This window comes from Peribacillus sp. P4_B1 (genome assembly GCF_056402395.1).
In genome coordinates this window covers 1-22,458 of sequence record NZ_JBFUHM010000008.1, presented here as the reverse complement: position 1 = coordinate 22,458, position 22,458 = coordinate 1, and the positions used below count along the sequence as shown (strand labels likewise).

Below are 22,458 nucleotides of genomic sequence, written 5' to 3'. Positions count from 1 at the left end.
TCCGTACTTACTCTAAAGACTTTTTGAATTGTGCAATGTATTCATTCACTGTTTCGATTGCCCGGTTCACATCTTGCTCGATGATTGCATCTACAAGGTTGCAATGGATGTTCAGATGAAGGTTCGCATCAGAACTCATCTCGACTATCTGATGGATGGAATCATAGAGGGAGTCTTCCATATGTTCGTACAAATCAATCAATAAATCATTATGTGATGAACCCATAATCGATTTATGCAACTGGATATCCGCTTCTTCGTAAGCCTTGATATCCTTTGCTTTTGCCGCATTACTGCAAGCTGTTATATGAAGCCGTAATCTTTCTATATCTCCCTGGTTACGTCTCAGTGCCGCTAACTGAGCTCCCTCTCTTTCAAGGGCATGGCGGACCTCTAACGTTTCTAATAAACTTGACTGCTGGATCCTTCTTTGAAATGCCGCCCCCAAGGCACTTGAGGACTTTACAAATGTTCCCTTTCCTTGTTTCGTCACTAAAAGGCCTGCATAAACAAGTGATCGTACAGCTTCTCTTAATGTATTTCTGCTTACATCGAATTGTTGGATCAAATCCATTTCAGGAGGAATCTGATTTCCAATTTCCCATTCACCTGATTCGATTAACGATTCGATTTGGGAAACCACTTGCTCTACAAGGGATAAGCGATTTGTTTTAGATATGGACAATATATACACCTCGAATTTGTAGGATGATTGGTTCATTGGTTATTTTAACATGTATGTTTAATATATAACAAGAATGTTTGTTGCATACGAGTATTTTGTAAAATCAAATTTCAATTTCCCATAAGAATTTTGGAAAAGAAAAAATCCCTAAATTCCAATAAATTCAGGGATTCAGAGTGTAGACAAACCCCTTTTCCAAAAGAATTGATGGAGAAAAAGGGTTTTTTTTATCTTTTAATTAGCATATTTAGTTGTAAATTTGAAAGAAGGAAACAATATACTGTTGCTAAACTTTTTATAAAAAACAGCTGTCGACTTTGTCTATTTTTTATGAGTTGTACAATTTGGCCGTTGATTGGAACGTAGGGCACTCGCTTTCCGCGGGCGGTCGGGGAGCCTCCTCGGCTTTCGCCTTTGGTGTCTCCCCTAGACGCGCTTTTCTAAGCAGGAGTCTCGAACACCCGCTCCAATCAACTTTGTCTTACCTTTTAGATAAACACTTTTGCCTGGAGTCATTAAATAGGGGGGCTCATTCAGAACGGGGGTCTTTTTTTTAAGGCTGTTTTCACATACTTTGTTGCTATTTACCAGGTAGTGAGTTGTGGTTGATTTCCCCTCCAGATGTTCGCTTCCCGCTGCTCCCGCAGGAGTCTCGCACTTCCGCTCCAATTAACCTTAAATAGTTTCGTTTTAAAAACAACAATCTTTACGAAAAGAGCCTTTTTTAGAAAGGTATATTATACCTTTTGATTTAGAGCCACGCTTTCTCTAAATCTCTAATACGACCTTTTAATTCTTCTTTTTCACTTTCTAGCCTTTGATTGTCGAATAAAACCATATTCGGGGCTTTACGAATCGTCTCCATCCTTAACACTTCAACTTCTGGAACCGTAAAAACAAGAATTTCAATCCCTGAAATCCAATAAATTCAGGGATTATCCTTATTTCTTTTTTTGTTTGATAATAAAAGAAATAAGGATAAGTATTGCTAAAGTGACCAGGCATACAGTAGTTCCAATTATATTGTATATTGTTTACGCAGCTTCAATTGCACCGAACAAATACTAATCCATAATAATAGAACTGTGAGGAAAGGGATGGCCATAAGGTGGCTTAATATCAGATCTGGGGTCAAATAGGATAAATACACACACCACCAAATATACATGATGTAGTTAAAGATATTCCATTAAATGGGATGCCCTTTTGGGTTGTTCTTAGAAATGCCTTAGAGGTTCTTTATTATCTAAAAGTATTTGAATTTTATGAAATAAATTAAGGAAAGTAGTATAATAAGTGATTTTTTAAGAGTGGAATGAAAAAATTATGTGGGAAATTTTATTTAAAATAATCGGAGGTTTTTGGAAAAGCCGATTTTGCATCCATTCCGAAAAAAATACATATTGAACAAGAGACGAGAGTTAAAAAAATTATCTTAAAACGCATTTTCACTGTCATTTTGTTTGGTAGTGAATAAGATGATGTAACTAGTTCAAGTCCTTCAATAAAAACGAATAAGGAGATGTCATATATGTCAGATTGTGGTTGTGATGGCGGTTTTGGATTTGGCGGAGGTTTCGCCTTTATAGTCGTTTTGTTTATCCTTTTAGTGATTGTGGGAGCTAGCTTTTGCGGCGGAGCTGGATTTGGCGGCGGGTGCGCCCAGGGTTACGGTTATGGAACATACTGCTGAATAACAAAAAACCGACCTTGATAGGTCGGTTTTTCTATAACATATAAGGTTTAGAGCAGGAAATGGCTAATGGGACTACTCGTTCTCATATAAAAAGGGGAGAGGAAGCGGCTGTTGGTCTTCTGATTCTTGTACCGGATCAATTTCCCTTATAAATTCTAAATAACCGGTATATACCTGCGAGGCCATCCCTAAATATTGTAATTCAGTGTGGATTATACCCATCTTTGGTAAATGGTGCATATACATTTTTCAACCCTCCTTTCAAAAAATAGGCCAGTCTCTTAAAGGAGATAAAAATGTTTTGTTCATGGGGAATCATTCATATTCATTTAAAAGTTGATGATTCAGGTGCAAAGGCCTCTGCTTCTCTTTCTTCTACGACCATGCGCAGCCCACGCTTAGGCCTGAGCGTAAGGGACGGAAGTGGGGTTACTTCATGATGGTCAGGTGCAAGCTTTATCCTATATCGTTGAGAAATGCAAGCCAGGACAAGCACTGCTTCCATCATGGCAAAATGATTGCCGATACAAACCCGGGGTCCTCCGCCAAATGGAAGGTAAGCGAACATAGGCAGGTTTTTCAAAAAGTTGTTTTCAAATCGTTCAGGAATAAAAGAATCCGGTTGTTCAAAATACTTTGGATCATGCTGCATCACATAAGAACTTATTATAATCATATCGCCTTTTTTAAAGTGATATCCTCCTATAACGACATCCTCCTCCACATCCCGGGATATCATAAAACTTGGCGGGTACATTCGAAGTGTTTCTTGTATGATATTTTGAGTGTATGGTAATTTCATGAAATCGTCAGGGCTGGGTGTCCTACGACCAATTATGCTATCCACTTCACAGAAAAGCTTAGATTGAATTTCAGGATTCATTGAAAGTGCGTACAGTGCCCAAGAAAGAGCATTTGCTGTCGTTTCATGACCTGCAAGAAAAATGGTCATTAACTCATCACGTACCTGATGGTTGGTCATTCCTAATCCGTCTTCGGCATCACGTGCATCCATCAGGATTCCAAGCATGTCTTCATGTTTTACTGTGTCGGTCTTCCGTTTTTCAATAATTTCGTAAATCACTTTATCAAGGCTTTTTATCGCCTTTTTATATTCACGGTTGATTTTGGTTGGTACCCATAATGGCAACCGGAAAATCGATCTCATCCTTTTGACTGCAGCTTTTAATACAGTGTCCAGCGATTTCCCTACAATTTCAGAGCCATCCGTGAATTCTATGCTGAACATGGTCTTGCTGACTATCCCCAGAGTGATGTCCATCATATCCTTTGTAATTATCCGTTCATCATTATGTTCCCAAGTTGATATATAAGCCATTGTGATATCAATTATATCCTTGGCATAATGGCTAATATGATTGTTTTTGAAAGAGGGCTGAATAAGCCTTCTCTGGCGCATATGAAAGTCCTTTTCACTTGTAAGCAGACCTTCACCGGTAAGTGGTTTTAAAGCTTTGAGGTCCTTTGATTTGACGAAGGATTTTTGTTTTGTTACTAGTATTTGTTTTATTAAATCAGGGTTGGAAACGAGGTAAACATTTTGGAATGGTCCAAAACGGAATTTTGCGACCTCCCCATATTCCTTGGCCAATCGGGTAAGAAAGCCAAGGACATCTTTTTGAAACTCCTTTGTATGTCCGGAAATCAGCCTTCCCTTTGGCACTTTTTGAGAATTGCGGAAGCCATCATCAGTGTGGCTCAATGTTGCTTGACCCCTTTCTTTTAATAGTTACATATATTCATTCTATGAGGATAAGCTAAATCTGTTTGGACAAGTCATAATGAACATTTAAATTTCTTATGATATTGCTATATATAGGAAAAGAAGGGGAGTCAGCCTGCATTTAGCCATATAAAAAACTCTGGATAAAAACCGCCAGAGTTTTTTTGAGACTAATTCAGAAGATGTGGGGTAATTTCCCGGTAGAGGAAACTCCTTGTTGTGGATAAGGAGGATTCAATTTCTTTCTTGATCGTCCCCATTCTGGAAACGATCATTTTTTTCATTAATGGGTCCACCAAATAGGTCATTGATTTCCTTAACTACACTATCTAAAAATTCATCGGATATTATCGGATTATTTTTTTTATGCATGTGATTCTCTGTAATCCTTTCTGGATCTCATATGTTTGATATACCTTATCAACATAACCTCACTAACAATAAATTATTCTTTTTCTGTTCAAAATTTTCACTTGATTTGCCATTAATAAACAGTTTCATATTCATAGATCTTAAGCTTTTGAAACGGGAACATGTTATTGGGGTCATATTACAATGTACCTGGAGCTGACTAAACTCAAAAAATCTTTCCATTGAATTAAAAATGCAAGAAGTTATGAAAATGACCCAATCACATCTTGGTAATTGGGCATAGGCTTTTATGAACCTTATTAAGGAAACAACAGTCTTAAATAAGATATTAGCTGATCGCGAAGCTCAGGTCGTTTCAAGGCGAAATCTATTGAAGCTTGAAGAAAGCCGAATTTATCCCCGACGTCATATCGATTTCCCTCGATGATGTACGAATATATTGGTTCCTTTTCCAGCAAAAGGTCTAAAGCTTCGGTAAGCTGGATTTCCCCCTTACAATCGGGCTGTACGGTTTCAAGGGTTTCAAAAATGGCAGGTGATAAAATATATCGGCCAATAATAGCCTGTGTTGATGGAGCCTCCTCAACTTTTGGCTTTTCCACTAAGTTTCGTACCAGAAATAAATCCTCATATTGTTCTTGGAAATTTACAATCCCATACTTTGAGACAGCGGCAGGTGACACTTCCTTACACCCGATAATGCTTGCTCGAACCTTGTTATACCGTTCCATTAGCTGTTTCAAGGCTGGGACACGACTATCCACGATATCATCACCTAATAGGACGGCAAAAGGTTCGTCTCCGATAAAAGTTTTGGCACATAGAACTGCATGCCCCAGACCTAATGGTTCCTTTTGTCTTACATAGTGAATATCCACCATATTGGAAATGTTCTCCACGATTGTAAGCAGATCATTTTGTCCTTTCTTTTGTAGTAGCATTTCAAGCTCTATGGATTTATCGAAATGATCTTCAATGGCACGTTTGTTTTTCCCCGTAACGATGATAATATCTGTAATCCCTGATTGTACCGCTTCCTCGATAATATATTGAATGGTCGGCTTATCGACAATCGGCAGCATTTCCTTTGGTTGAGCTTTTGTAGCAGGTAAAAATCGTGTTCCTAAACCGGCTGCTGGAATTACGGCTTTCTTTATCATAGCCTAGCCCCTTTTTAAGGTTCTTTTATTCCGCTTTTTGTTCTACCCTTCATTTTATGTAGTCATTGGTTGACCTATATCAAAAAAAGGTGAAAATAAATCCCTGAAAAAGAATAGATTTACCATTGAAGTAAATATTATGGATATATGAATTTCGTCAAGAGGTGTATATTTTGCCAATTGAAAATCAAGAGCGAAAACAAATCCTTTTTGCTTTACTCGTCATAATTTTATATCTCTCTCCTCTACTCATCCTTGGAGAAAATGCACATATTCGTGTACATGATAATTTGGATTCCAACCTTGCCTGGTATAAAGTGCTTTCAGAAAGCGGTGAGTTATTTGGTTCAATAAACGCCAAAATTCCACAGATTATGAATGGGCTGCCCCGAAATGCGTTTGGCAGTGAATTCAGTATTATCGTTTGGCTGCATGCCCTTTTTCCAACAATGGTTGCATATGCAATAAGCCAGGCATTAACAAGATTTATTGCTTTCTTTGGTATGTATATCCTATTAAAAAAACATTTCATTACAGGGAGCCAATCGGGATGGATTAGGGTTGGAACATCCTTAGCCTTTGCCCTTACTCCATTTTGGCCATCGGGAATGCTCAGCACGCTTGGGATGCCGCTAGCCCTTTGGGCTTTTTTGAATATCCGCAACAAGGACCACTCGTGGAAGAATTATTTGGTCCTTACACTTTTACCTCTATATTCAAGCATCGTACTTGGCTTTTTCTTTTTCCTGGTTGCAATGGGCCTTCTTTGGATAACGGATGTGATTAGGAGAAAAGGTTGGAATTTAAGGTTTTTTCTTTCAATCGTTTATATGACCTTCATTTTTGGTCTTGTGGAGTATCGTTTGGTTGCTTCTTTCATTTTTGATTCGGAGCCAAACAGCAGGGATGAATATTTTCACGCAAGGCTGCCGCTCGAGTGGGTCATTAAGCTTACTTTCAAAAATTTCGTTCTTGGACATACGCATGTCATGACTGTACATGCGCTTATCATCCTGCCGATTACAGCTTTTGCCCTTTATATTATTTTGATCAAAAAACTGTGGAGACAGGAAAAGGTTTTTGTTTTTTTGTTCGGTTTGAATTTTATGCTCTCCGCATGGTATGCATTTTGGTTTTATAAAGGCTGGCTTCCTTTAACAGAAAGGTTCCATACCTTGGATACTTTTAATTTTGCCAGATTTCACTTTTTAAGGCCGATGGTGATTTACTTGGGGTTTGCCCTCGCCATAAAAATCATCTGGGAATACAGTGAATTTGCTAAGAAAACCCTTTTAATCTTCATTGCCGTTCAAATCATGGTTTTAATGGGTTTCAATGAAGAAATCACTAACAATAAAAAACCATCTTTTAAAGAGTTCTATGCAGAAAGCCTTTTTCAGGATATAGAAGAGCATATTGGCCTCCCACAGGAAGAATATCGGGTTGCAAGCATCGGTCTACATCCTGCTATCGCCCAATTTAATGGGTTTTACACGCTCGATAGCTATAACAATTTCTATCCGCTTACATACAAACATCAATTTCGTCAAATAATTGAAAACGAATTGGCAAAGAATAAAACCATCAGAATCTACTTTGATGAATGGGGAGGACGTTGTTACCTATTTGCCGATGAGCTTGGTAAGCATTATATGTTCAAAAAAAGCTCGAAGAAAGAGTTGGATAATTTGGAGATTAATGTAGATGCGTTTAAAGGATTAGGCGGCAAGTATATATTTTCTGCCATACCAATCAACAACGCGAAGGAAAACGGGTTGGAACTGGATAGGATTTTCACAAAGAAAGGGACCGTATGGAAAATTCATTTATACAGAGTCATTTGAAAAGGGGGGGATATTGTGAATTCACCGATAGTGACGATTGTTGTACCTTGTTATAACGAAGAAAGTGTTTTACAGGATACCATTTCCCAGCTTTGTGGATTGGTGAGGGGTTTAGTCGAAGAAAATGTTGTGTCTGGTCAAAGTAAAATTCTATTGGTTGATGATGGAAGTAAAGATCAAACATGGAAGATCATATATAAGGAAACGATTAACAATGAATATGTTCGTGGACTGAAGCTTTCACGGAATGCAGGCCACCAAAATGCCCTCCTTGCCGGATTGTTTACAGCCAAGGAAGCCTCGGATTGTGTGATTTCAATTGATGCAGATTTACAAGATGATATTCAAGTCATCCCTGAATTCATTCGGAAATTCACTGAAGGATGTGAAATTGTATATGGCGTCCGCCAAAAAAGGGACCTTGATTCATTTTTTAAACGAACATCTGCAACTGGTTTTTATAAAATGATGAACAAAATGGGGGTCAACCTTGTCTATAATCATGCAGATTTCCGGCTAATGAGCAAAAGGGCGATCGTGGAGTTGGAACGATTTGAAGAAACGAATCTTTTTTTACGGGGAATCGTCCCGCTTATTGGGTTTAAGACGGACTCTGTTTATTATGACCGCAAAGAAAGATTGGCAGGGGAAACGAAATATCCATTTAAGAAGATGGTTGCTTTTGCTCTTGATGGCATTACTTCCTTTTCAGTAACACCGATCCGGCTTGTATTATGGCTAGGATGTCTTTCCTTTTTCATTAGCTTACTTTTTGGGTCATACTTTTTATGGTTAAAGTTTTTTGGGCAGACCGAAACTGGTTGGACTTCATTAATTACCTCCATCTGGTTGATCGGCGGACTCCAGTTGATTGCTGTCGGCTTGATTGGGGAATATATCGGTAAAATCTATAATGAATCCAAACGCCGGCCTAAATATATTGTGGATCTGGATTTATTTAATCCACTCGATTTAAATAAACGGGAGCAACTAGATAATGAACGGACAAGTATTGAAAAACTATCTAAAACACACTAACTCCTTTATCCGCTTTTTATTGGTTGGAATGGTCAATACAGGGGTTGGACTTTCCATCATGCTTTTCCTCATGAATGTTCTTGAATTATCTTACTGGATCTCTACCTTTTTCGGCAATGGTATGGGAGCAGTAACGAGTTTTCTGTTGAACAGGACTTTTACTTTTAGAAGCGATATAGATTGGCGGAGAGGGGTTGCCCGTTTCTTTTGCGTCATCCTGATTTGTTATTACGCCGCTTATTCTTTAGGACAAGCCATTGCAGAATCCTTGGAAGCATCCGTTCATTTTTCCATTCAGCAAAATGTGGCTGTACTTATCGGAACAATCTTTTATACAGTACTGAACTATATTGGCCAGAAATACTTTGTCTTTAAAAAAAGCAATTTGGGAACAATTCAAGAAGGAAGGAACTGATTAGAATCAAAGAATGCCCCTTTGGATGGAAATCAAAGTGGATTTCATGAAGCGAATTTTTGATTTTCAGCGTGGAGTTTATATATTGCAAACCTATCCAAGCGGGGGCAGATCCTTTTAATAAGAAAGGTGAACCGTTAATAAATTAGAGATTTAAACAGTTTCGTAATTCGGTAATTTTCCCCTTTAAGTACCCACCGTTTTGTTCTTTCATTTCTTAAAAATTGATTGGGAAGTTTCTCTTTTTTAACAAGTTATTCACCTTTTTCCTACCTTCGAATCATGCACTTGGATGACTTATGTTATATAAGTCAGAACAAAGCCTCACTCAAAATAAATTATTATTTTACTGTGCAAAATTTTCATTTACTTTTCTATTTCACCGGAGTATGATAATCAACAGTTTCGTATTTCTAAATCGCTTAAACCTTATGGTACGGGGGACCCGTTATGGGATTATTTTAACAATCCAAGGGGTGAATCCTTTCAAGGTAGGGCTACTCTTAGGTCCGAATCCGACAGCTAACCTCGTAAGCGTTATATGAGAGGGAAGTGGAGCTTGTTAGACAAAAAAGTGGATGTCTACAGGTCTATTTAGTTATGACTTGTGGGCATTTTTCCATTTTTTTGTTTTTCCTATAGCTGGGTAATATAAACTTATAACTTAAAAATGGTGGTGAATTCTTGATGTTATCTTCTATAAAGAGGTTTTTGATCGGGAGACCTTTAAAATCAAATGCACTAGGTGATCAAAAGCTTAACAAAACCAAGGCTTTGGCAATATTATCTTCTGATGCTTTGTCTTCGGTTGCTTATGGACCGGAGCAAATATTAATCGTTCTGATCACGGTCGGTGCTGCGGCATTCTGGTATTCCATACCCATCGCCATCGGAGTATTGTTACTGTTGGCTGCATTGATCTTGTCCTATAGACAAATCATTTTTGCTTATCCTCATGGCGGGGGAGCCTATGTGGTTTCAAAAAACAATTTAGGTATCAATCCAGGGTTGATAGCTGGAGGATCCTTATTGGTCGATTATATTTTAACTGTAGCTGTAAGTGTTTCTGCAGGTACGGATGCCATCACGTCCGCCTTTCCCAGCCTTCATGCATATAATGTAGGCATAGCCATCGTTTTTGTATTTCTGCTCACCATCCTTAACCTAAGAGGGGTTACAGAGTCGGCCTCTGTTTTGGCCTATCCGGTGTATCTATTCGTTTTAGCGTTGTTCATCTTGATTGGTGTAGGAATTTACAAAATCCTGACAGGTGGAGTCTCACCGGAATTACACGCGCCAATCGGGACTCCAGTAGCGGGCATCAGTTTATTCATACTGCTAAGGGCATTTGCATCAGGAAGCTCCGCATTGACAGGAGTCGAAGCGATTTCCAATGCGATTCCGAACTTTAAAGACCCAGCTCCGAATAATGCTGCAAAAACTTTAATAGCTATGGGTTCCTTACTGGCTGTATTATTTACGGGAATCGTATTCTTAGCCTACTATTTAAGCATTGTTCCTAGCGCAGAGGTAACGGTCGTCTCGCAGATTGCTGAAGAGATCTTTGGTCGGAATTTCATGTATTTCTTCATTCAAGGTACGACTGCATTGATCTTGATTCTTGCTGCCAATACTGGCTATTCCGCTTTCCCCTTGCTTGCGGTGAATCTTGCAAAAGATAAATTCATACCAAGGGCGTTTACGATTAGAGGGGACCGATTAGGATATTCCAATGGAATTATCATACTAGGACTTGCATCCATCATCTTAATAGTCGCATTTGGGGGACATACAGAAAATCTTATTCCACTTTATGCGGTAGGGGTATTTATTCCATTTACGTTTTCCCAGACAGGGATGATTGTCAAATGGATACGCGAAAAGCCAAAAGGCTGGATCATGAAATTAACCATTAATTCAATTGGTGCCACTATTAGTTTTATCGTCACGATGATATTCTTTTTAACCAAATTTACTCAGGTTTGGCCTGTTTTGATTTTTTTACCTATCATCATTTTAATTTTTCATCGAATTAGGAAGCATTATGAAGCAGTCGGAGACCAGCTAAGGATTACAACTTGTGAGCCTATCTTGCCAATAGAAGGGAATATCATTATTGTGCCTGTGGCCGGTATAACTCATGTGGTTGAGAACTCTTTAAATTATGCTAAATCTCTATCAGCACATCAGGTCATTGCCGTTTATGTTGCTTTCGAAAGAGAAGATGAAAAGAAATTTGAAGAAAAGTGGAAAAAGTGGCAGCCAGATGTTAGACTCGTCACACTAAACTCTTATTACAGGAGTATCATACAGCCATTAACTAAATTCGTGGATACAGTTGAACATAAAGCGAGTGAATCCAACTATAAAGTTACGGTAATAATCCCGCAATTTATTCCGAAGAAAGGCTGGCACAATATTCTTCATAACCAATCAAGTTTACTGATTAAGGCCTACTTGCTTTATAGAAGAAATGTAGTTGTTGCGACAGTTCCCTATCATTTGAAGAAGTAAGTTCCATTATCTAAGAAAAGAAGCAAACCTACATATGGTTTGCTTTTTTATTGGGCTCTGTTCGTATATATTTATAATCTCATAATAAAAAGACAGCACTACAGCTGTTTTTTTCCAACTAACGCCCCCGATATAATAAGATCATTCATTAATAACTCATTAAATTCACAATAACTATTATTGCTCAGTAAGGTGCAAGGATACTTCATCTTTCATAACATATAGGCTACTGGATTTTGCATTTGCTAACTAGAATATTTCACCATAATCATATTGGTGTTAGCCTGGGTAAATGCATGGTCATGATGTTAAGCATAACGGCAAGTTTAATGCTGTCATTCCTGTTGCCCGGCAAGCTGCGGTTTTACCGTTCTGGCCATCTCAATATGTGCAGTGGCAGCATCAATCAGCGGAAGGCCATTCGGTTTAACAGCGGTTATGGAGTCTCTATCAACAACACTGATAGGATCCATGCTTGGGGTCATGCTGGCTCTTGATTCACAAACTTTCATGATCATTTCGGTGAATCTGAATACCTTCCCAGTATATTCTTTGTGACTTTTTATATAAAGAGAGAGGATGTAAAAGAAACAAAAAGCGGGAGGGATTTGCTCCTTTCTTTGTGACTCTCTTGTTCTCCCTCATCTTTATCGGTACGACGGCTGTTTAGGAAAGTGATTATTTCAAGGTAGTGATGATTAGGAAATGGACATGCAACATCATAACACAATTAATATCACTATCGTCAAAAAGGGCTGAGACTGCAGCCCTTTTTGTGTTGAACACTATTTCTGCGGGAACTGGATAAAATTACCTAGGTTCAATTCAAATAATGCGAACAACATATTAAGAGAATATAAAATGAAATTTCCGTTAGTACATACGTATATGGGGGTTGAAGATGGATATATTATTAGCTCTCTTGCCTGCATTATTCTGGGGAAGCATCGTTTTATTTAATGTGAAACTTGGGGGGGGACCCTATAGTCAAACACTAGGTACAACGATTGGCGCTTTGATTTTCTCAATTGGTGTTTATATTTTTGCCGATATCAAGTTGTCACTTTTGGTGTTTGGCGTCGGGATCGTTTCTGGATTGTTTTGGGCCGTTGGACAAGCTAATCAGCTTAAGAGCATTGATTTAATGGGTGTTTCCAAAACGATGCCGATATCAACTGGATTACAGCTCATTTCAACGACTTTATTCGGGGTCATTGTTTTTCACGAATGGTCTACTATGAAAGCGGTCATTTTAGGCGTTTTGGCACTAGTTTTCATTATTATAGGAATTGTTTTGACCTCCTTGGAAGATAAAGAATCAAAAGAGGGCAAATCGGGAAACTTGAAGAAAGGTATCATTATTCTCCTCATCTCGACGTTCGGTTATTTGGTCTATGTGGTCGTAGCCCGGCTTTTCAATGTTAATGGCTGGTCAGCATTATTCCCTCAAGCGATCGGGATGGTGATAGGCGGTCTATTATTGACCTTTAAACATAAACCGTTTAACAAATATACGATCCGCAATATCATTCCCGGACTGATATGGGCTGCAGGGAACATGTTTTTATTCATATCCCAGCCCCGTGTTGGAGTGGCTACGAGTTTTTCCCTTTCTCAAATGGGCATAGTCATATCAACTCTCGGCGGGATCATCATATTACGTGAAAAGAAAACGAAGCGCCAACTAATTGGAATCGTTATAGGAATTATCTTGATTATCATAGCCGGGATTATGCTCGGATTGGCAAAAAGTTAATTGGAGGGTGATTAAATGTATACAGATTTAGAGGGTAAGGTCGTTGTTATAACCGGTTCATCCACTGGTTTAGGAAAGGCGATGGCCATTCGCTTTGTTCAGGAAAAGGCAAAGGTCGTGGTTAATTATCGCACTAAATCAGAGGAAGCGGACAGTGTATTGGAAGAAATCAAAAACAATGGTGGGGAAGCTATTGCAGTGAAATGTGATGTCACGGTTGAAGAAGATATGATTAACATTGTTCGATCTGCGGTAAAGGAATTCGGGAAAATTGATATATTCATTAATAATGCAGGAGTAGAAAATGCCGTTCCATCTCACGAGATGCCGTTAAGCGACTGGAATAGGGTAATCGACACCAATTTAACCGGTAATTTCTTAGGCTGCCGTGAAGCGATCAAGTATTTTGTCGAGAACAATGTTAAAGGGAATGTGATAAACATGTCCAGTGTACATGAGATGATTCCCTGGCCTTTATTCGTACATTACGCGGCAAGCAAGGGCGGTGTGAAGTTGCTTACGGAAACCCTGGCGCTTGAATATGCACCGAAAGGGATTCGTGTGAACAGCATTGGACCTGGAGCCATCGCCACGCCAATTAATGCCGACAAACTTGAAGATCCCGAAAAGAAAAAGGATCTGGAAAGCATGATTCCAATGGGGTATATCGGAAAGCCTGAGGAGATTGCCTCGGTTGCCGTATGGCTGGCATCTTCGGAATCCAGTTATGTAACGGGCATCACTTTATTTGCTGATGGCGGGATGACGAAATATCCTTCATTCCAAGCTGGAAGAGGATGAATGTATCTGCCTGGAAAAGGCAGGATTTAAATCGAGAAGGAGCACTGCCATCAAGGCTCATTTAACTCATGAATGAAGCAGCAAGAATCCCAGCAGAGCGATCTGCTGGGATTCTTGTCTTAAAAGCATTAACGAGTATGATGATTATACCAGCTAATGAAGTTATCGACGACCGTATCGATAAACTGGACAGTCGACTCATGTGTAAGACTGCCTTCGTCATTGATTTTGTCATGCACGGCTCCGACGTATACTTCATTCCCGGGAAGGAGCGGGGAGGAGATGCCTAGAGCGAATAGGATTTCACGTAAATGCAATTGAGCTTTAACCGTTCCTAATTGCCCCATTGACGCACCCATGATCCATGAAGGTTTACCAATCAAGACTTTATCCACACGTGACAACCAATCGATGGCATTGCCCAATACGCCTGGAATCGTCCCATTGTATTCAGGCGTTACCCATAGGACTGCGTCTGCATCAGCCACTTTGCTTTTAAATTCTTTCACGACTGCAGGAGGCTCATTTTCAATATCTTGATCATAAAAAGGAAGGTCCCGAATGTTTAAGATTTCGAGATCAAAACGATCTTGATATCTAGTTTGAATATATTTGGCAAGCTTTAGGTTGTAAGACTCTTTACGAATACTTCCCACTATTGCAACAATTTTCATCTTCATTACCTCCGATTGTTTATTTTTCATGGATAATCATGTTAATAAGCTCCACTAGTCTATTATAATTGGAAATTAAATGAAAGGGAAAAAGGATGCTTAGGAAATAATCTTTCACTGATCACCCTTCTTTCGAACAACGGTGGAATGCTTCTCCATAATGAAGCCAAAAAAGGAAGCGAGCATTTGCTGAAAAAGCATACCAAGTACAAGGGGTACAGCGACGGCAGCAGGGAAATAGGTAGTCGCAAGAACGGATCCTGCACTGATGCTTGGCATTCCTCCTGTAAATGTCAAGGTGATGATATCCCCCTTTCCCCATCTTGAAAATTTTACCGACCACCCAAGAATGGACATACCCTGAAGCAGCTATGAACAAAACCAAGAGGGCCATGATCATTAATTTCCGTTCCAAGCCAATAACCAGCTTATAGTCGTGATGAGAGGGTCTTTAGCATCATTCATTAACACTTCCTGAGTGAAAATTCTATTAAGTTAGTTTACCATATTCCCAAAAAACCTATTTTGGACAAATAACTAGTCCATTTTTTTCCTGGTTTTTGTAAAATGGGGAAAAGCATTTAATGGAAGGTGATATAAAATACGCCAAGTGGGAGTACTGTGTTTATCCATCATTTTGGTGACAGATTCCGCTTCCCATTACTATCACTGCTCCGAAAAACTCCGATCGGTCTAAAAGGGTCTGCAAGCTTTTCCGCATGGCTGTTCATTTAAAAGAGGTTTTAGGAAGAATTGTTCGATGCAGCGTTTTATATTCATTGAAAAATAGTTTAAAGTAGAGGAGAGGTGAAAGAAATGTCTGAAAAGGTATCCAGTATAATGTGGTTTAGTCTTGCAGTGCAAGCTCTGCTCGTTCTTGCAGATCAGGATGGATTATGTAATAGTGCTAAATTGGCCGATAAGCTTGATTCGGAGTCGGGTTTTCTCAGAAAAATATTAAGTAATTTAGTTAAGGCAGGGCTGATTCAAGCTAAAGAAGGCAGGGATGGCGGATATTCACTAGCCAAAAATCCCGAACAAATCATACTTGCAGATATATACGCTGCAATTAAATCCGAACCTTTTTCAAAGGGCTTCCTTGATGTGAATGATAAAAAATGCTTTCAGCCTTCTTCTCGCGACGCTTTATGCGGTTTGAAAAACGAGATGGAGAGCTGGATTATACAAGGCTTGGAACAAAAGACGATTGCTGATTTACTATCAAAATCTTAAAGTGAAAAACGAAACTAATAGGGTTTCGTTTTTCTTAAACTGTATTTGACAAAAGAACAGTATTCGTAATATACTGTTCCTGTAATAAACACAGTTAAATGGAGGTCATTATAAATGACAAAAAATACAATGAGTAAAGAAGAGTACCTAAATAAATCGAAAGAATTGAATATACCGCTAGAAAAGCCAAAGGTCCTTACTGATACAGACTTCCTTACGGTCGCAAAAGAACGGAGATCTGTTCGCCAATACGATGCTGAATACATGATGACTGAAGAAGAAATTAGAGAAATCCTGGAGGTTGCGATTCAAGCGCCGTCTTCTTCAAACTTACAGCCATGGAGATTCCTTGTGATTCAAGATAAGCAAACCCAACAAGAATTGCTGCCCATCGCAAATAACCAACAACAAATTGTTGATGCCTCTGCGGTCATTGCCGTTTTAGCTGATATAGAAGGCTACAAAAATGCAGAGCGAATTTATGGTGAATTGGTGGATAAAGGGATCATGAAGAATGAAATCAAAGAGCCATTTGTAGCTTCCATCATCCATAATTACGGTAACTTTTCTGCTGAAAAGGCTTTAAGTGTAGCCATGATTGACGGTGGCTTGGTTTCCATGCAGATCATGTTAGCAGCAAAAGCAAAAGGATACGATACAGTCCCAATGGGAGGGTTCGATGAAGCCAAATTTGTGGATGCATTCAATGTACCGGAAAACTTCAAACCTGTCATGTTAATCTCCCTTGGAAAAGGAACTAAAGCAGGATTTGAAAAAGTCCGTTTGCCACTAGATACTTTATTGACTTGGAATAAATACTAAGGTTCAACATATAAGGATTTTTGGAGCAAGGATTAGATACCAAGTAAAAGGATAGCTGAAATTCGCTATCCTTTTTTCGATATATTTTTAGATTTGCTTTGCGCCCCCGATAATAAAAATGATTAATTCTCGCAAGCGATAAATGGATATGTTACAATTTTTCCAGATATTTCTTTTAGGATATCTCCTCTGAACACCGACCGGCAAAACTCAGCATTAAGGGAGTAACAGAGCTAAAAAATTGGTCTTGACGCTGCATGCATTGGTTTCAAATGTTAGCCGTTCACAATAGATGGGAGGGAGTCGCTATGAAGAATGATATGAAAACTGAAGTGTTCTCTTGGTTGAAATCTATCTTATTCGCTTTTATGATCGTGTTTATTTGCCAACAGTTTTTATTTACGCCAGTTACCGTCAAGGGTAAATCAATGGAGCCGACTTATGAAAACGATGACCGGATCGTGGTAACTAAAATCGGAAAGCCAGAACGTTTCGATATGGTTGTATTTAATGCACCGGACGCAGATGCGAAGTATATAAAAAGGGTGATCGGTTTACCAGGTGACAGTATCGAAATGAAGGATGATATGCTGTTTATTAATGGAATAGAGTATACAGAACCATATTTGAAAACGAAAAAAGAGGAAATTCCACCTGAAGAAAATCTGACGGAGAATTTCACCTTGAATGATTTACTTGGGAAATCCAAGGTACCTGTTGGTCACTTATTTGTCATGGGGGACAATCGCAGGAAAAGTTGGGATGGAAGAAGATTTGGTTTTATTTCAGAGGAATCACTTGTGGGCAAAGTGGAATTTCGCATCTATCCATTAAATGAAATAGGGGTCCCAAAGTAAATGGATCTTAGTGTGTACACATGTTAAAGTTTAGAGGATAATTATATTGACTAAGTTGTATTTATAGAAAATGATGGATAAGAACCTTTTCCGATGGTTAAGGTTTTTCATTTTGGATTATGGAGGTTTTTAATATGACGAATGGGTTAGCCGCCATTTCCATCCCGATGCTGGATGAGGATATGGGACGGCAGGTAAAAGGCCATGTCGATTCACTGACGGTTCCTCAGGGAAGCTTAGGACGACTTGAGGAATGGATAATCGAATTGGCCAAGATGACAGGAGAGGCCTTTCCGGACATTTCTAAACCGGGTGTTATCGTGTTTGCAGCCGACCACGGAATTACGGAAGAAGGGGTGTCGGCATATCCAAAAGAAGTGACGGAACAAATGGCACTCAATTTCCTGAATGATGGAGCCGCCATCAATGTACTCAGCCGTGCGATAGATGCTTACTTGGACATTGTCGATATAGGGATCGATGCAGATATCGAGGCTCCGGAATTAACTTCGAGAAAAGTCCGCCGTGGAACTAGAAACTTTTATAAAGAAGATGCGATGACAAAGGAAGAAGCACTTCAAGCGCTTGAAATTGGATATGATCGTGCACAGGAAATGATTGCCCGTGGAGTGAACTGCCTGATTCTTGGTGAAATGGGAATCGGAAATACGACATCCAGTTCCGCCATCATTTCCGTCGTAAGCGGGAAAAGCTCCGAATTGCTAGTGGGACAGGGAACAGGTTTGAAGTCTGAAGGCATTTTACATAAGCAAAGAATAATTGAAAAAGCGATTTCGTTAAGAAAACCTAGTCCTGATGATCCAATCGATATTTTGATGAAAATCGGTGGATACGAAATTGCAGGTATGGCAGGGGCCATGATCGCTGCAGCGAATAACCGTATACCCATTCTTGTTGATGGTTTCATTACAACCACGGCCGCTGTATTGGCCAACCTCATTTCTGAACATGCAGCAGATTATATGTTTGTTGGACATCGATCGGCTGAACCAGGTCATAGAACAGCCATACAATTGCTTGGTAAGGAGCCGATCCTCGATATAGGAATGAGAATCGGAGAAGGAACAGGGGCCGCAGTGGCATACCCGATCCTAAAGGCAGCGACATTGGTCCTTAAAGAAATGGCAACATTTGACTCGGCAGGCGTGTCAAATAAATAAGAGAAATAAGAGACCTTCATGTGAAGGTCTCTTATTAGCAGTGAAATATTCTTTTAGTTTACTTTTACGTAATGGGTAATTGACCTTTATATTTCTTCATTTTCCTAACGACTGAAGGCTGGCTTATACCTAAGAATTTTGCCATTTCATATGTGGATTTACATTGTTTACTTGCTTTCATCATCATCCATTTTTCCACTTGTTCAAGAGCGGTTTTGAGATCACGGTCCTCAACCATCATTTGGTCGATCATTAAGGTATCATCTTTTTTCTCCATAGATACTTGTCCATGGAAATGGGAAGGGAGGAAGCCTGGGAAAATGATGGAGTCTTCCGAGGTCAGAATGAGCCGTTCAATCAGATTTTCCAATTCACGCACGTTCCCTGACCATTTATGCTGAATCAGGATTTCGTAAGTGGAAGGATGCAACTTCTTATCTGTTTTGTATTTCTTGTTGATGATTTCGAGATTATGATTGATTAAAATGGCAATATCTTCTTTTCTTTCCCGTAAAGGCGGTATATGGACGGGAATCACATTTAAGCGGTAATACAAATCGAGCCTGAATGTGCCCTTTTCGACCATTTCCTCAAGGTTTTGATTCGTTGCGGTTACAAGCCGGAAATCTATCTTATGCTCTTTTTTTCCGCCCACCCTTTTAAAAGTCTTCTCCTGTAGGACATTTAATAATTTCACTTGCATATCCAGGGGGAGCTCCCCGATTTCATCCAGAAATAAGGTTCCATTGTCTGCCTGTTCAATCAGCCCTTGCTTACCGTGCTTTTGCGCACCGGTGAAGGATCCCGCTTCGTATCCAAACATTTCAGATTCAAAGAGACTTTCTGGAATGGTACTGCAGTTGACTTCGATGAATGGCTCTTTGCTGCGGTAACTCTGATTATGTAGCCGGCGGGCGAAAACGCTCTTGCCCACCCCCGATTCCCCAAGAAGCATGACAGTAGCATCCGTTTTGGAAACACGGAGTATCGTTTTGGCGATTTGCCGCATTTCCTTGCTGCGATAGATCAGCTCCTCCTGTTCCCTCAGTTCCTCGACCTCCGATTGATATTCTTGAATCTTTTTCTCCAATTGACCGTACTGGTCCTGGAGGTTTCTGATTTCAGTTTGATCTTGGGCATAACTGACGACCCGAATCAATTCACCATCATCATCAAAGATGGGATAGGCAGTCGACATGACGATCTTTCCCGTCTTCGTATGCTGCATGATTTGAACAGGTGTTTTCTCTTTCAATACCATGGCAGATATTGAAGGCGTAAGTATTCCTTCCGTTTCGAGCTGATATACGGATTTTCCAAGATAATGGTCGGGTTCAATTCCATAAATCCACCAATGGTTAGGATTCGTAAATAAAATGAATCCCTTTTCATCAGTCACGGTAATATTATTATTCGATGTGCTGATGATGGTTTCCAAAACTCTTTTTACATTGTTTTCACTCATCATTTTCCCCCTTGTCCGCTTTTTCGGTTGATTCAAATATAAATCAAAATTAGAGGTGAAATCAAGAATTTTCAGATTCTTTGATTTGGAATTGAATCGTTTTTTTTGAAATCCGCATTTTTATAGGAGGCAGTAGCTCCGAGGTAGCAGTTCGTTTTTGGAATGGTTGGGAATAATGAATTTTCTTCAACACCTTTAAAAGCATCCTCTTCCCTTTGAGTGGTTAAAGATTTCCACACCATTCCAGGACAATATCACCCTCAAAGTTCAAAATAGATTAGTAGGTTAGCGAAGGCAGCTCTTATTTATATGGATACTTATACGGTTAACCTACTTATGTTTGGGTATTAATAAAGTAAGATGAATCAATTGAAGGAGTGATTGACTTGGCTGGAAACAGAACCTTGGGACAATATTTATACGACTGCTTAAAAGCAGAGGGCATTACAGAGATTTTTGGTGTACCCGGAGACTATAATTTTTCATTGCTAGATACTTTGGAAGAGTACGATGGGATTGAGTTCATAAATGGACGAAATGAACTCAATGCTGGATACGCTGCGGACGCCTATGCCCGGGTGAAGGGCATGTCGGCACTTATCACCACCTTTGGCGTTGGTGAGATGAGTGCATGCAATGCAGTCGCTGGTGCGTACAGTGAAAATGTGCCGCTCATTCATATTGTCGGCTCACCAAAGTCCATGATCCAAAAGGAGAAAGAGCTTGCCCATCATACGTTAATGGATGGAGATTTTGATGTTTTCCGTAAGGTTTATGAGCATATCACCAGTTATACGGCGATTCTTACACCAGAAAACGCGGGTAGGGAGATACCGGAAGCGATCAGAATTGCGAAGGAAAAGAAAAAGCCCGTTTATTTGGTAGTGGCCATCGATCTCATTACAAAACCGGTGATTTCCCACACCGAACCTTCCCAAAATAAGACCAAAACGAATGACGATGCATTGCAGTCAGCAGTGGAGCATATAAGGAAAATGTTAGAGGATGTGAAAAAAGCAGTCCTGCTTGTAGATATGAAAACACTTCGTTATAACTTGCAAGGATCCGTGCAGCAACTGGCTGAGCAGTTAAATGTTCCAGTCGCTTCGTTAATGCAGGGGAAAAGCGTGTTTGATGAGAGTCATCCCCTTTATATTGGTGTATACGGCGGAGCTTTTGGAAGTAAGGAGGTAGCTCAGGCCGTTGAGGAAGCGGATTGTATCATTGCAGTAGGTGCTGTTTGGTCAGACGTCAATACATCCAAAGGCACAGCAAAGCTTAATCCGCTGAAAATGATAGAGGTTCAACCTGACTCCTTAAAAGTGGGAGTTGCCAGCTATATGAATGTCAATGGTGAAGATGTTCTAAATGCTCTAAAAGAAATTGGTTACCGGCAGAAGGAATCTGTTGGAACAACCTCGTTTCCGTATGACACAATGGTCGGAGACCCAACAGCACCACTGGAAGCGGCCTCTTATTATCCTCGAATTCAGCAAATGTTGAAGGAACATGACATTGTGGTCACTGAAACAGGAACATTCTATTATGGTATGTCACAGGTTAGATTGCCAAAAGGGGCGACCTATATAGCTCAGGGAGGCTGGCAGAGTATTGGTTATGCGACACCCGCTGCTTTTGGGGCTTGTATAGCGGATAGAAACCGTCGTGTACTTTTGTTTACTGGTGACGGCTCGATACAGCTGACAGCACAGGAAATAAGCTCGATGTTGGAGAACGGCTGCAAACCCATCGTGTTCATCCTCAACAATAACGGCTATACGATAGAAAAATTCTTAAACGTAAAAGTCGATATAGAAAAACAGGAATATAACGAGATACCAGAGTGGGAATATACAAAGCTAGCTGAAGCATTTGGCGAGGAGGCCTTCACTGCGAGAGTCAGGACGAATGGAGAACTGGATGATGCCATCAAGAAGGCTCAGGAAATGAACGCCGAAAAACTTTCCCTTATAGAAATGATCGTGAAAGATCAAATGGATGGACCAGAGTATCTTAATAAAATAAGGCAGTATCTTGAGACGCAAGAAAAACAAAATTAATACCTATAGGCCTTCTATCGGAGAAGGCCTCAGTTTGTAGACAAAAGGGGTTCGGAATTAAAAAATTCCGAACCCCTTTTTGAGATTCCCTTTGAATTTTTGCCTGAAGTTAAGAGATTGGGGCTCTACGAGCCCACTATG

General features: G+C 39.7%; 20 protein-coding genes and 1 riboswitch. Of the genes, 12 read left to right on the top strand and 8 right to left on the bottom strand.

All coding sequences use genetic code 11. From position 1 onward, the window contains the following. Nucleotides 1-7 precede the first annotated feature (7 nt). On the bottom strand, nt 8-685 hold the full coding sequence (locus tag AC1DVK_RS06285) for a FadR/GntR family transcriptional regulator (RefSeq protein WP_477626061.1): 678 nt from the start codon (nt 683-685) through the stop codon (nt 8-10). A 1,522-nt stretch (nt 686-2,207) separates the two neighbouring features. On the opposite strand from AC1DVK_RS06285, the gene AC1DVK_RS06280 reads away from it, so the two are divergent. Next, entirely contained in the window at nt 2,208-2,378 is a 171-nt protein-coding gene (locus tag AC1DVK_RS06280) for a YjcZ family sporulation protein (protein ID WP_410861268.1), read from the top strand. A 75-nt stretch (nt 2,379-2,453) separates the two neighbouring features. On the opposite strand, the gene AC1DVK_RS06275 is transcribed toward AC1DVK_RS06280, so the two are convergent. From AC1DVK_RS06275 to galU, 3 genes are all read right to left on the bottom strand, one after another. Then, on the bottom strand, nt 2,454-2,627 hold the full coding sequence (locus AC1DVK_RS06275) for a hypothetical protein (RefSeq protein WP_477626060.1): 174 nt from the start codon (nt 2,625-2,627) through the stop codon (nt 2,454-2,456). 79 nt (nt 2,628-2,706) lie between these two features. Continuing rightward, on the bottom strand, nt 2,707-4,104 hold the full coding sequence (locus tag AC1DVK_RS06270) for a cytochrome P450 (protein ID WP_477626059.1): 1,398 nt from the start codon (nt 4,102-4,104) through the stop codon (nt 2,707-2,709). A 692-nt stretch (nt 4,105-4,796) separates the two neighbouring features. Next, the gene (gene galU / locus AC1DVK_RS06265) at nt 4,797-5,657 is read right to left on the bottom strand and encodes a UTP--glucose-1-phosphate uridylyltransferase GalU (protein WP_089364586.1); all 861 of its coding nucleotides are present in this window, start codon (nt 5,655-5,657) and stop codon (nt 4,797-4,799) included. Nucleotides 5,658-5,830: 173 nt separating this feature from the next. Here galU and AC1DVK_RS06260 point away from each other — a divergent pair, with 173 nt between their 5' ends. The 4 genes from AC1DVK_RS06260 to AC1DVK_RS06245 all read left to right on the top strand — a co-directional run bounded on the left by AC1DVK_RS06260 (nt 5,831) and on the right by AC1DVK_RS06245 (nt 11,468). Further along, complete coding sequence (locus tag AC1DVK_RS06260; RefSeq protein ID WP_410861263.1) at nt 5,831-7,501, top strand: DUF6044 family protein; 1,671 nt, start codon at nt 5,831-5,833, stop codon at nt 7,499-7,501. Nucleotides 7,502-7,516: 15 nt separating this feature from the next. Then, nucleotides 7,517-8,539, top strand: coding sequence for a glycosyltransferase family 2 protein (locus AC1DVK_RS06255; protein ID WP_089364585.1), 1,023 nt, complete (start codon nt 7,517-7,519; stop codon nt 8,537-8,539). Beyond that, a complete protein-coding gene (locus tag AC1DVK_RS06250) occupies nt 8,499-8,954 on the top strand; it encodes a GtrA family protein (RefSeq protein WP_410861261.1) in 456 nt (151 codons plus the stop codon). Before AC1DVK_RS06255 ends, AC1DVK_RS06250 begins: the two co-directional genes overlap by 41 nt. 409 nt (nt 8,955-9,363) lie before the next feature. Next, nucleotides 9,364-9,507: riboswitch (cyclic di-AMP (ydaO/yuaA leader) on the top strand. A 134-nt stretch (nt 9,508-9,641) separates the two neighbouring features. Then, nucleotides 9,642-11,468 carry an APC family permease gene (locus AC1DVK_RS06245; RefSeq protein WP_284471649.1) on the top strand — a complete coding sequence of 609 codons (1,827 nt, stop codon included), beginning with the start codon at nt 9,642-9,644 and terminating at the stop codon, nt 11,466-11,468. A 335-nt stretch (nt 11,469-11,803) separates the two neighbouring features. Here the strand turns inward: AC1DVK_RS06245 and AC1DVK_RS06240 are convergent, their stop codons facing one another. Next, the gene (locus AC1DVK_RS06240; RefSeq protein WP_477626058.1) at nt 11,804-11,986 is read right to left on the bottom strand and encodes a hypothetical protein; all 183 of its coding nucleotides are present in this window, start codon (nt 11,984-11,986) and stop codon (nt 11,804-11,806) included. A gap of 383 nt (nt 11,987-12,369) precedes the next feature. Between AC1DVK_RS06240 and AC1DVK_RS06235 the strand changes: the two genes are divergently transcribed. Together AC1DVK_RS06235 and AC1DVK_RS06230 are read left to right on the top strand one after the other, a co-directional pair. Continuing rightward, nucleotides 12,370-13,224 (top strand): RhaT/GlcU family sugar-proton symporter, encoded by an 855-nt coding sequence (locus AC1DVK_RS06235; protein WP_061461839.1) that lies wholly within the window; start codon nt 12,370-12,372, stop codon nt 13,222-13,224. A 15-nt stretch (nt 13,225-13,239) separates the two neighbouring features. Beyond that, nucleotides 13,240-14,025, top strand: a complete 786-nt coding sequence (locus AC1DVK_RS06230; RefSeq protein ID WP_477626057.1) for an SDR family oxidoreductase — start codon at nt 13,240-13,242, stop codon at nt 14,023-14,025. A 128-nt stretch (nt 14,026-14,153) separates the two neighbouring features. Here AC1DVK_RS06230 and AC1DVK_RS06225 read toward each other — a convergent pair whose 3' ends face one another. Together AC1DVK_RS06225 and AC1DVK_RS06220 are read right to left on the bottom strand one after the other, a co-directional pair. Further along, nucleotides 14,154-14,699: an NADPH-dependent FMN reductase gene (locus tag AC1DVK_RS06225; RefSeq protein WP_284471646.1), complete on the bottom strand. Its 546-nt coding sequence runs from the start codon at nt 14,697-14,699 to the stop codon at nt 14,154-14,156. A gap of 114 nt (nt 14,700-14,813) precedes the next feature. After that, a complete protein-coding gene (locus AC1DVK_RS06220; protein WP_477626056.1) occupies nt 14,814-15,056 on the bottom strand; it encodes a hypothetical protein in 243 nt (80 codons plus the stop codon). A 459-nt stretch (nt 15,057-15,515) separates the two neighbouring features. Between AC1DVK_RS06220 and AC1DVK_RS06215 the strand changes: the two genes are divergently transcribed. The 4 genes from AC1DVK_RS06215 (at nt 15,516) to cobT (ending at nt 18,792) form a co-directional block, all read left to right on the top strand. Next, a complete protein-coding gene (locus AC1DVK_RS06215; RefSeq protein WP_089365044.1) occupies nt 15,516-15,932 on the top strand; it encodes an RrF2 family transcriptional regulator in 417 nt (138 codons plus the stop codon). A 114-nt stretch (nt 15,933-16,046) separates the two neighbouring features. Continuing rightward, a complete protein-coding gene (locus AC1DVK_RS06210; protein WP_477626055.1) occupies nt 16,047-16,754 on the top strand; it encodes a nitroreductase family protein in 708 nt (235 codons plus the stop codon). Between the two features lie 308 nt (nt 16,755-17,062). Beyond that, on the top strand, nt 17,063-17,611 hold the full coding sequence (lepB, locus tag AC1DVK_RS06205) for a signal peptidase I (protein ID WP_289320932.1): 549 nt from the start codon (nt 17,063-17,065) through the stop codon (nt 17,609-17,611). Between the two features lie 134 nt (nt 17,612-17,745). Next, nucleotides 17,746-18,792 (top strand): nicotinate-nucleotide--dimethylbenzimidazole phosphoribosyltransferase, encoded by a 1,047-nt coding sequence (gene cobT / locus AC1DVK_RS06200; RefSeq protein WP_410861253.1) that lies wholly within the window; start codon nt 17,746-17,748, stop codon nt 18,790-18,792. Nucleotides 18,793-18,856: 64 nt separating this feature from the next. Here cobT and AC1DVK_RS06195 read toward each other — a convergent pair whose 3' ends face one another. Next, nucleotides 18,857-20,260, bottom strand: coding sequence for a sigma-54 interaction domain-containing protein (locus AC1DVK_RS06195; protein ID WP_284472119.1), 1,404 nt, complete (start codon nt 20,258-20,260; stop codon nt 18,857-18,859). A gap of 383 nt (nt 20,261-20,643) precedes the next feature. Between AC1DVK_RS06195 and AC1DVK_RS06190 the strand changes: the two genes are divergently transcribed. After that, a complete protein-coding gene (locus AC1DVK_RS06190) occupies nt 20,644-22,317 on the top strand; it encodes an alpha-keto acid decarboxylase family protein (RefSeq protein ID WP_477626054.1) in 1,674 nt (557 codons plus the stop codon). Nucleotides 22,318-22,458: the final 141 nt, after the last annotated feature.

Bases quoted from the DNA above. Each gene is read 5' to 3' on its own strand.
- AC1DVK_RS06280 (WP_410861268.1), top strand. From the start codon at position 2,208: ATGTCATATATGTCAGATTGTGGTTGTGATGGCGGTTTTGGATTTGGC.
- AC1DVK_RS06275 (WP_477626060.1), bottom strand. From the start codon at position 2,627: ATGTATATGCACCATTTACCAAAGATGGGTATAATCCACACTGAATTA.
- galU (WP_089364586.1), bottom strand. From the start codon at position 5,657: ATGATAAAGAAAGCCGTAATTCCAGCAGCCGGTTTAGGAACACGATTT.
- AC1DVK_RS06250 (WP_410861261.1), top strand. From the start codon at position 8,499: ATGAACGGACAAGTATTGAAAAACTATCTAAAACACACTAACTCCTTT.
- AC1DVK_RS06245 (WP_284471649.1), top strand. From the start codon at position 9,642: ATGTTATCTTCTATAAAGAGGTTTTTGATCGGGAGACCTTTAAAATCA.
- AC1DVK_RS06240 (WP_477626058.1), bottom strand. From the start codon at position 11,986: ATGATCATGAAAGTTTGTGAATCAAGAGCCAGCATGACCCCAAGCATG.
- AC1DVK_RS06235 (WP_061461839.1), top strand. From the start codon at position 12,370: ATGGATATATTATTAGCTCTCTTGCCTGCATTATTCTGGGGAAGCATC.
- AC1DVK_RS06230 (WP_477626057.1), top strand. From the start codon at position 13,240: ATGTATACAGATTTAGAGGGTAAGGTCGTTGTTATAACCGGTTCATCC.
- AC1DVK_RS06225 (WP_284471646.1), bottom strand. From the start codon at position 14,699: ATGAAAATTGTTGCAATAGTGGGAAGTATTCGTAAAGAGTCTTACAAC.
- AC1DVK_RS06220 (WP_477626056.1), bottom strand. From the start codon at position 15,056: ATGTCCATTCTTGGGTGGTCGGTAAAATTTTCAAGATGGGGAAAGGGG.
- AC1DVK_RS06215 (WP_089365044.1), top strand. From the start codon at position 15,516: ATGTCTGAAAAGGTATCCAGTATAATGTGGTTTAGTCTTGCAGTGCAA.
- AC1DVK_RS06210 (WP_477626055.1), top strand. From the start codon at position 16,047: ATGACAAAAAATACAATGAGTAAAGAAGAGTACCTAAATAAATCGAAA.
- lepB (WP_289320932.1), top strand. From the start codon at position 17,063: ATGAAGAATGATATGAAAACTGAAGTGTTCTCTTGGTTGAAATCTATC.
- cobT (WP_410861253.1), top strand. From the start codon at position 17,746: ATGACGAATGGGTTAGCCGCCATTTCCATCCCGATGCTGGATGAGGAT.
- AC1DVK_RS06195 (WP_284472119.1), bottom strand. From the start codon at position 20,260: ATGATGAGTGAAAACAATGTAAAAAGAGTTTTGGAAACCATCATCAGC.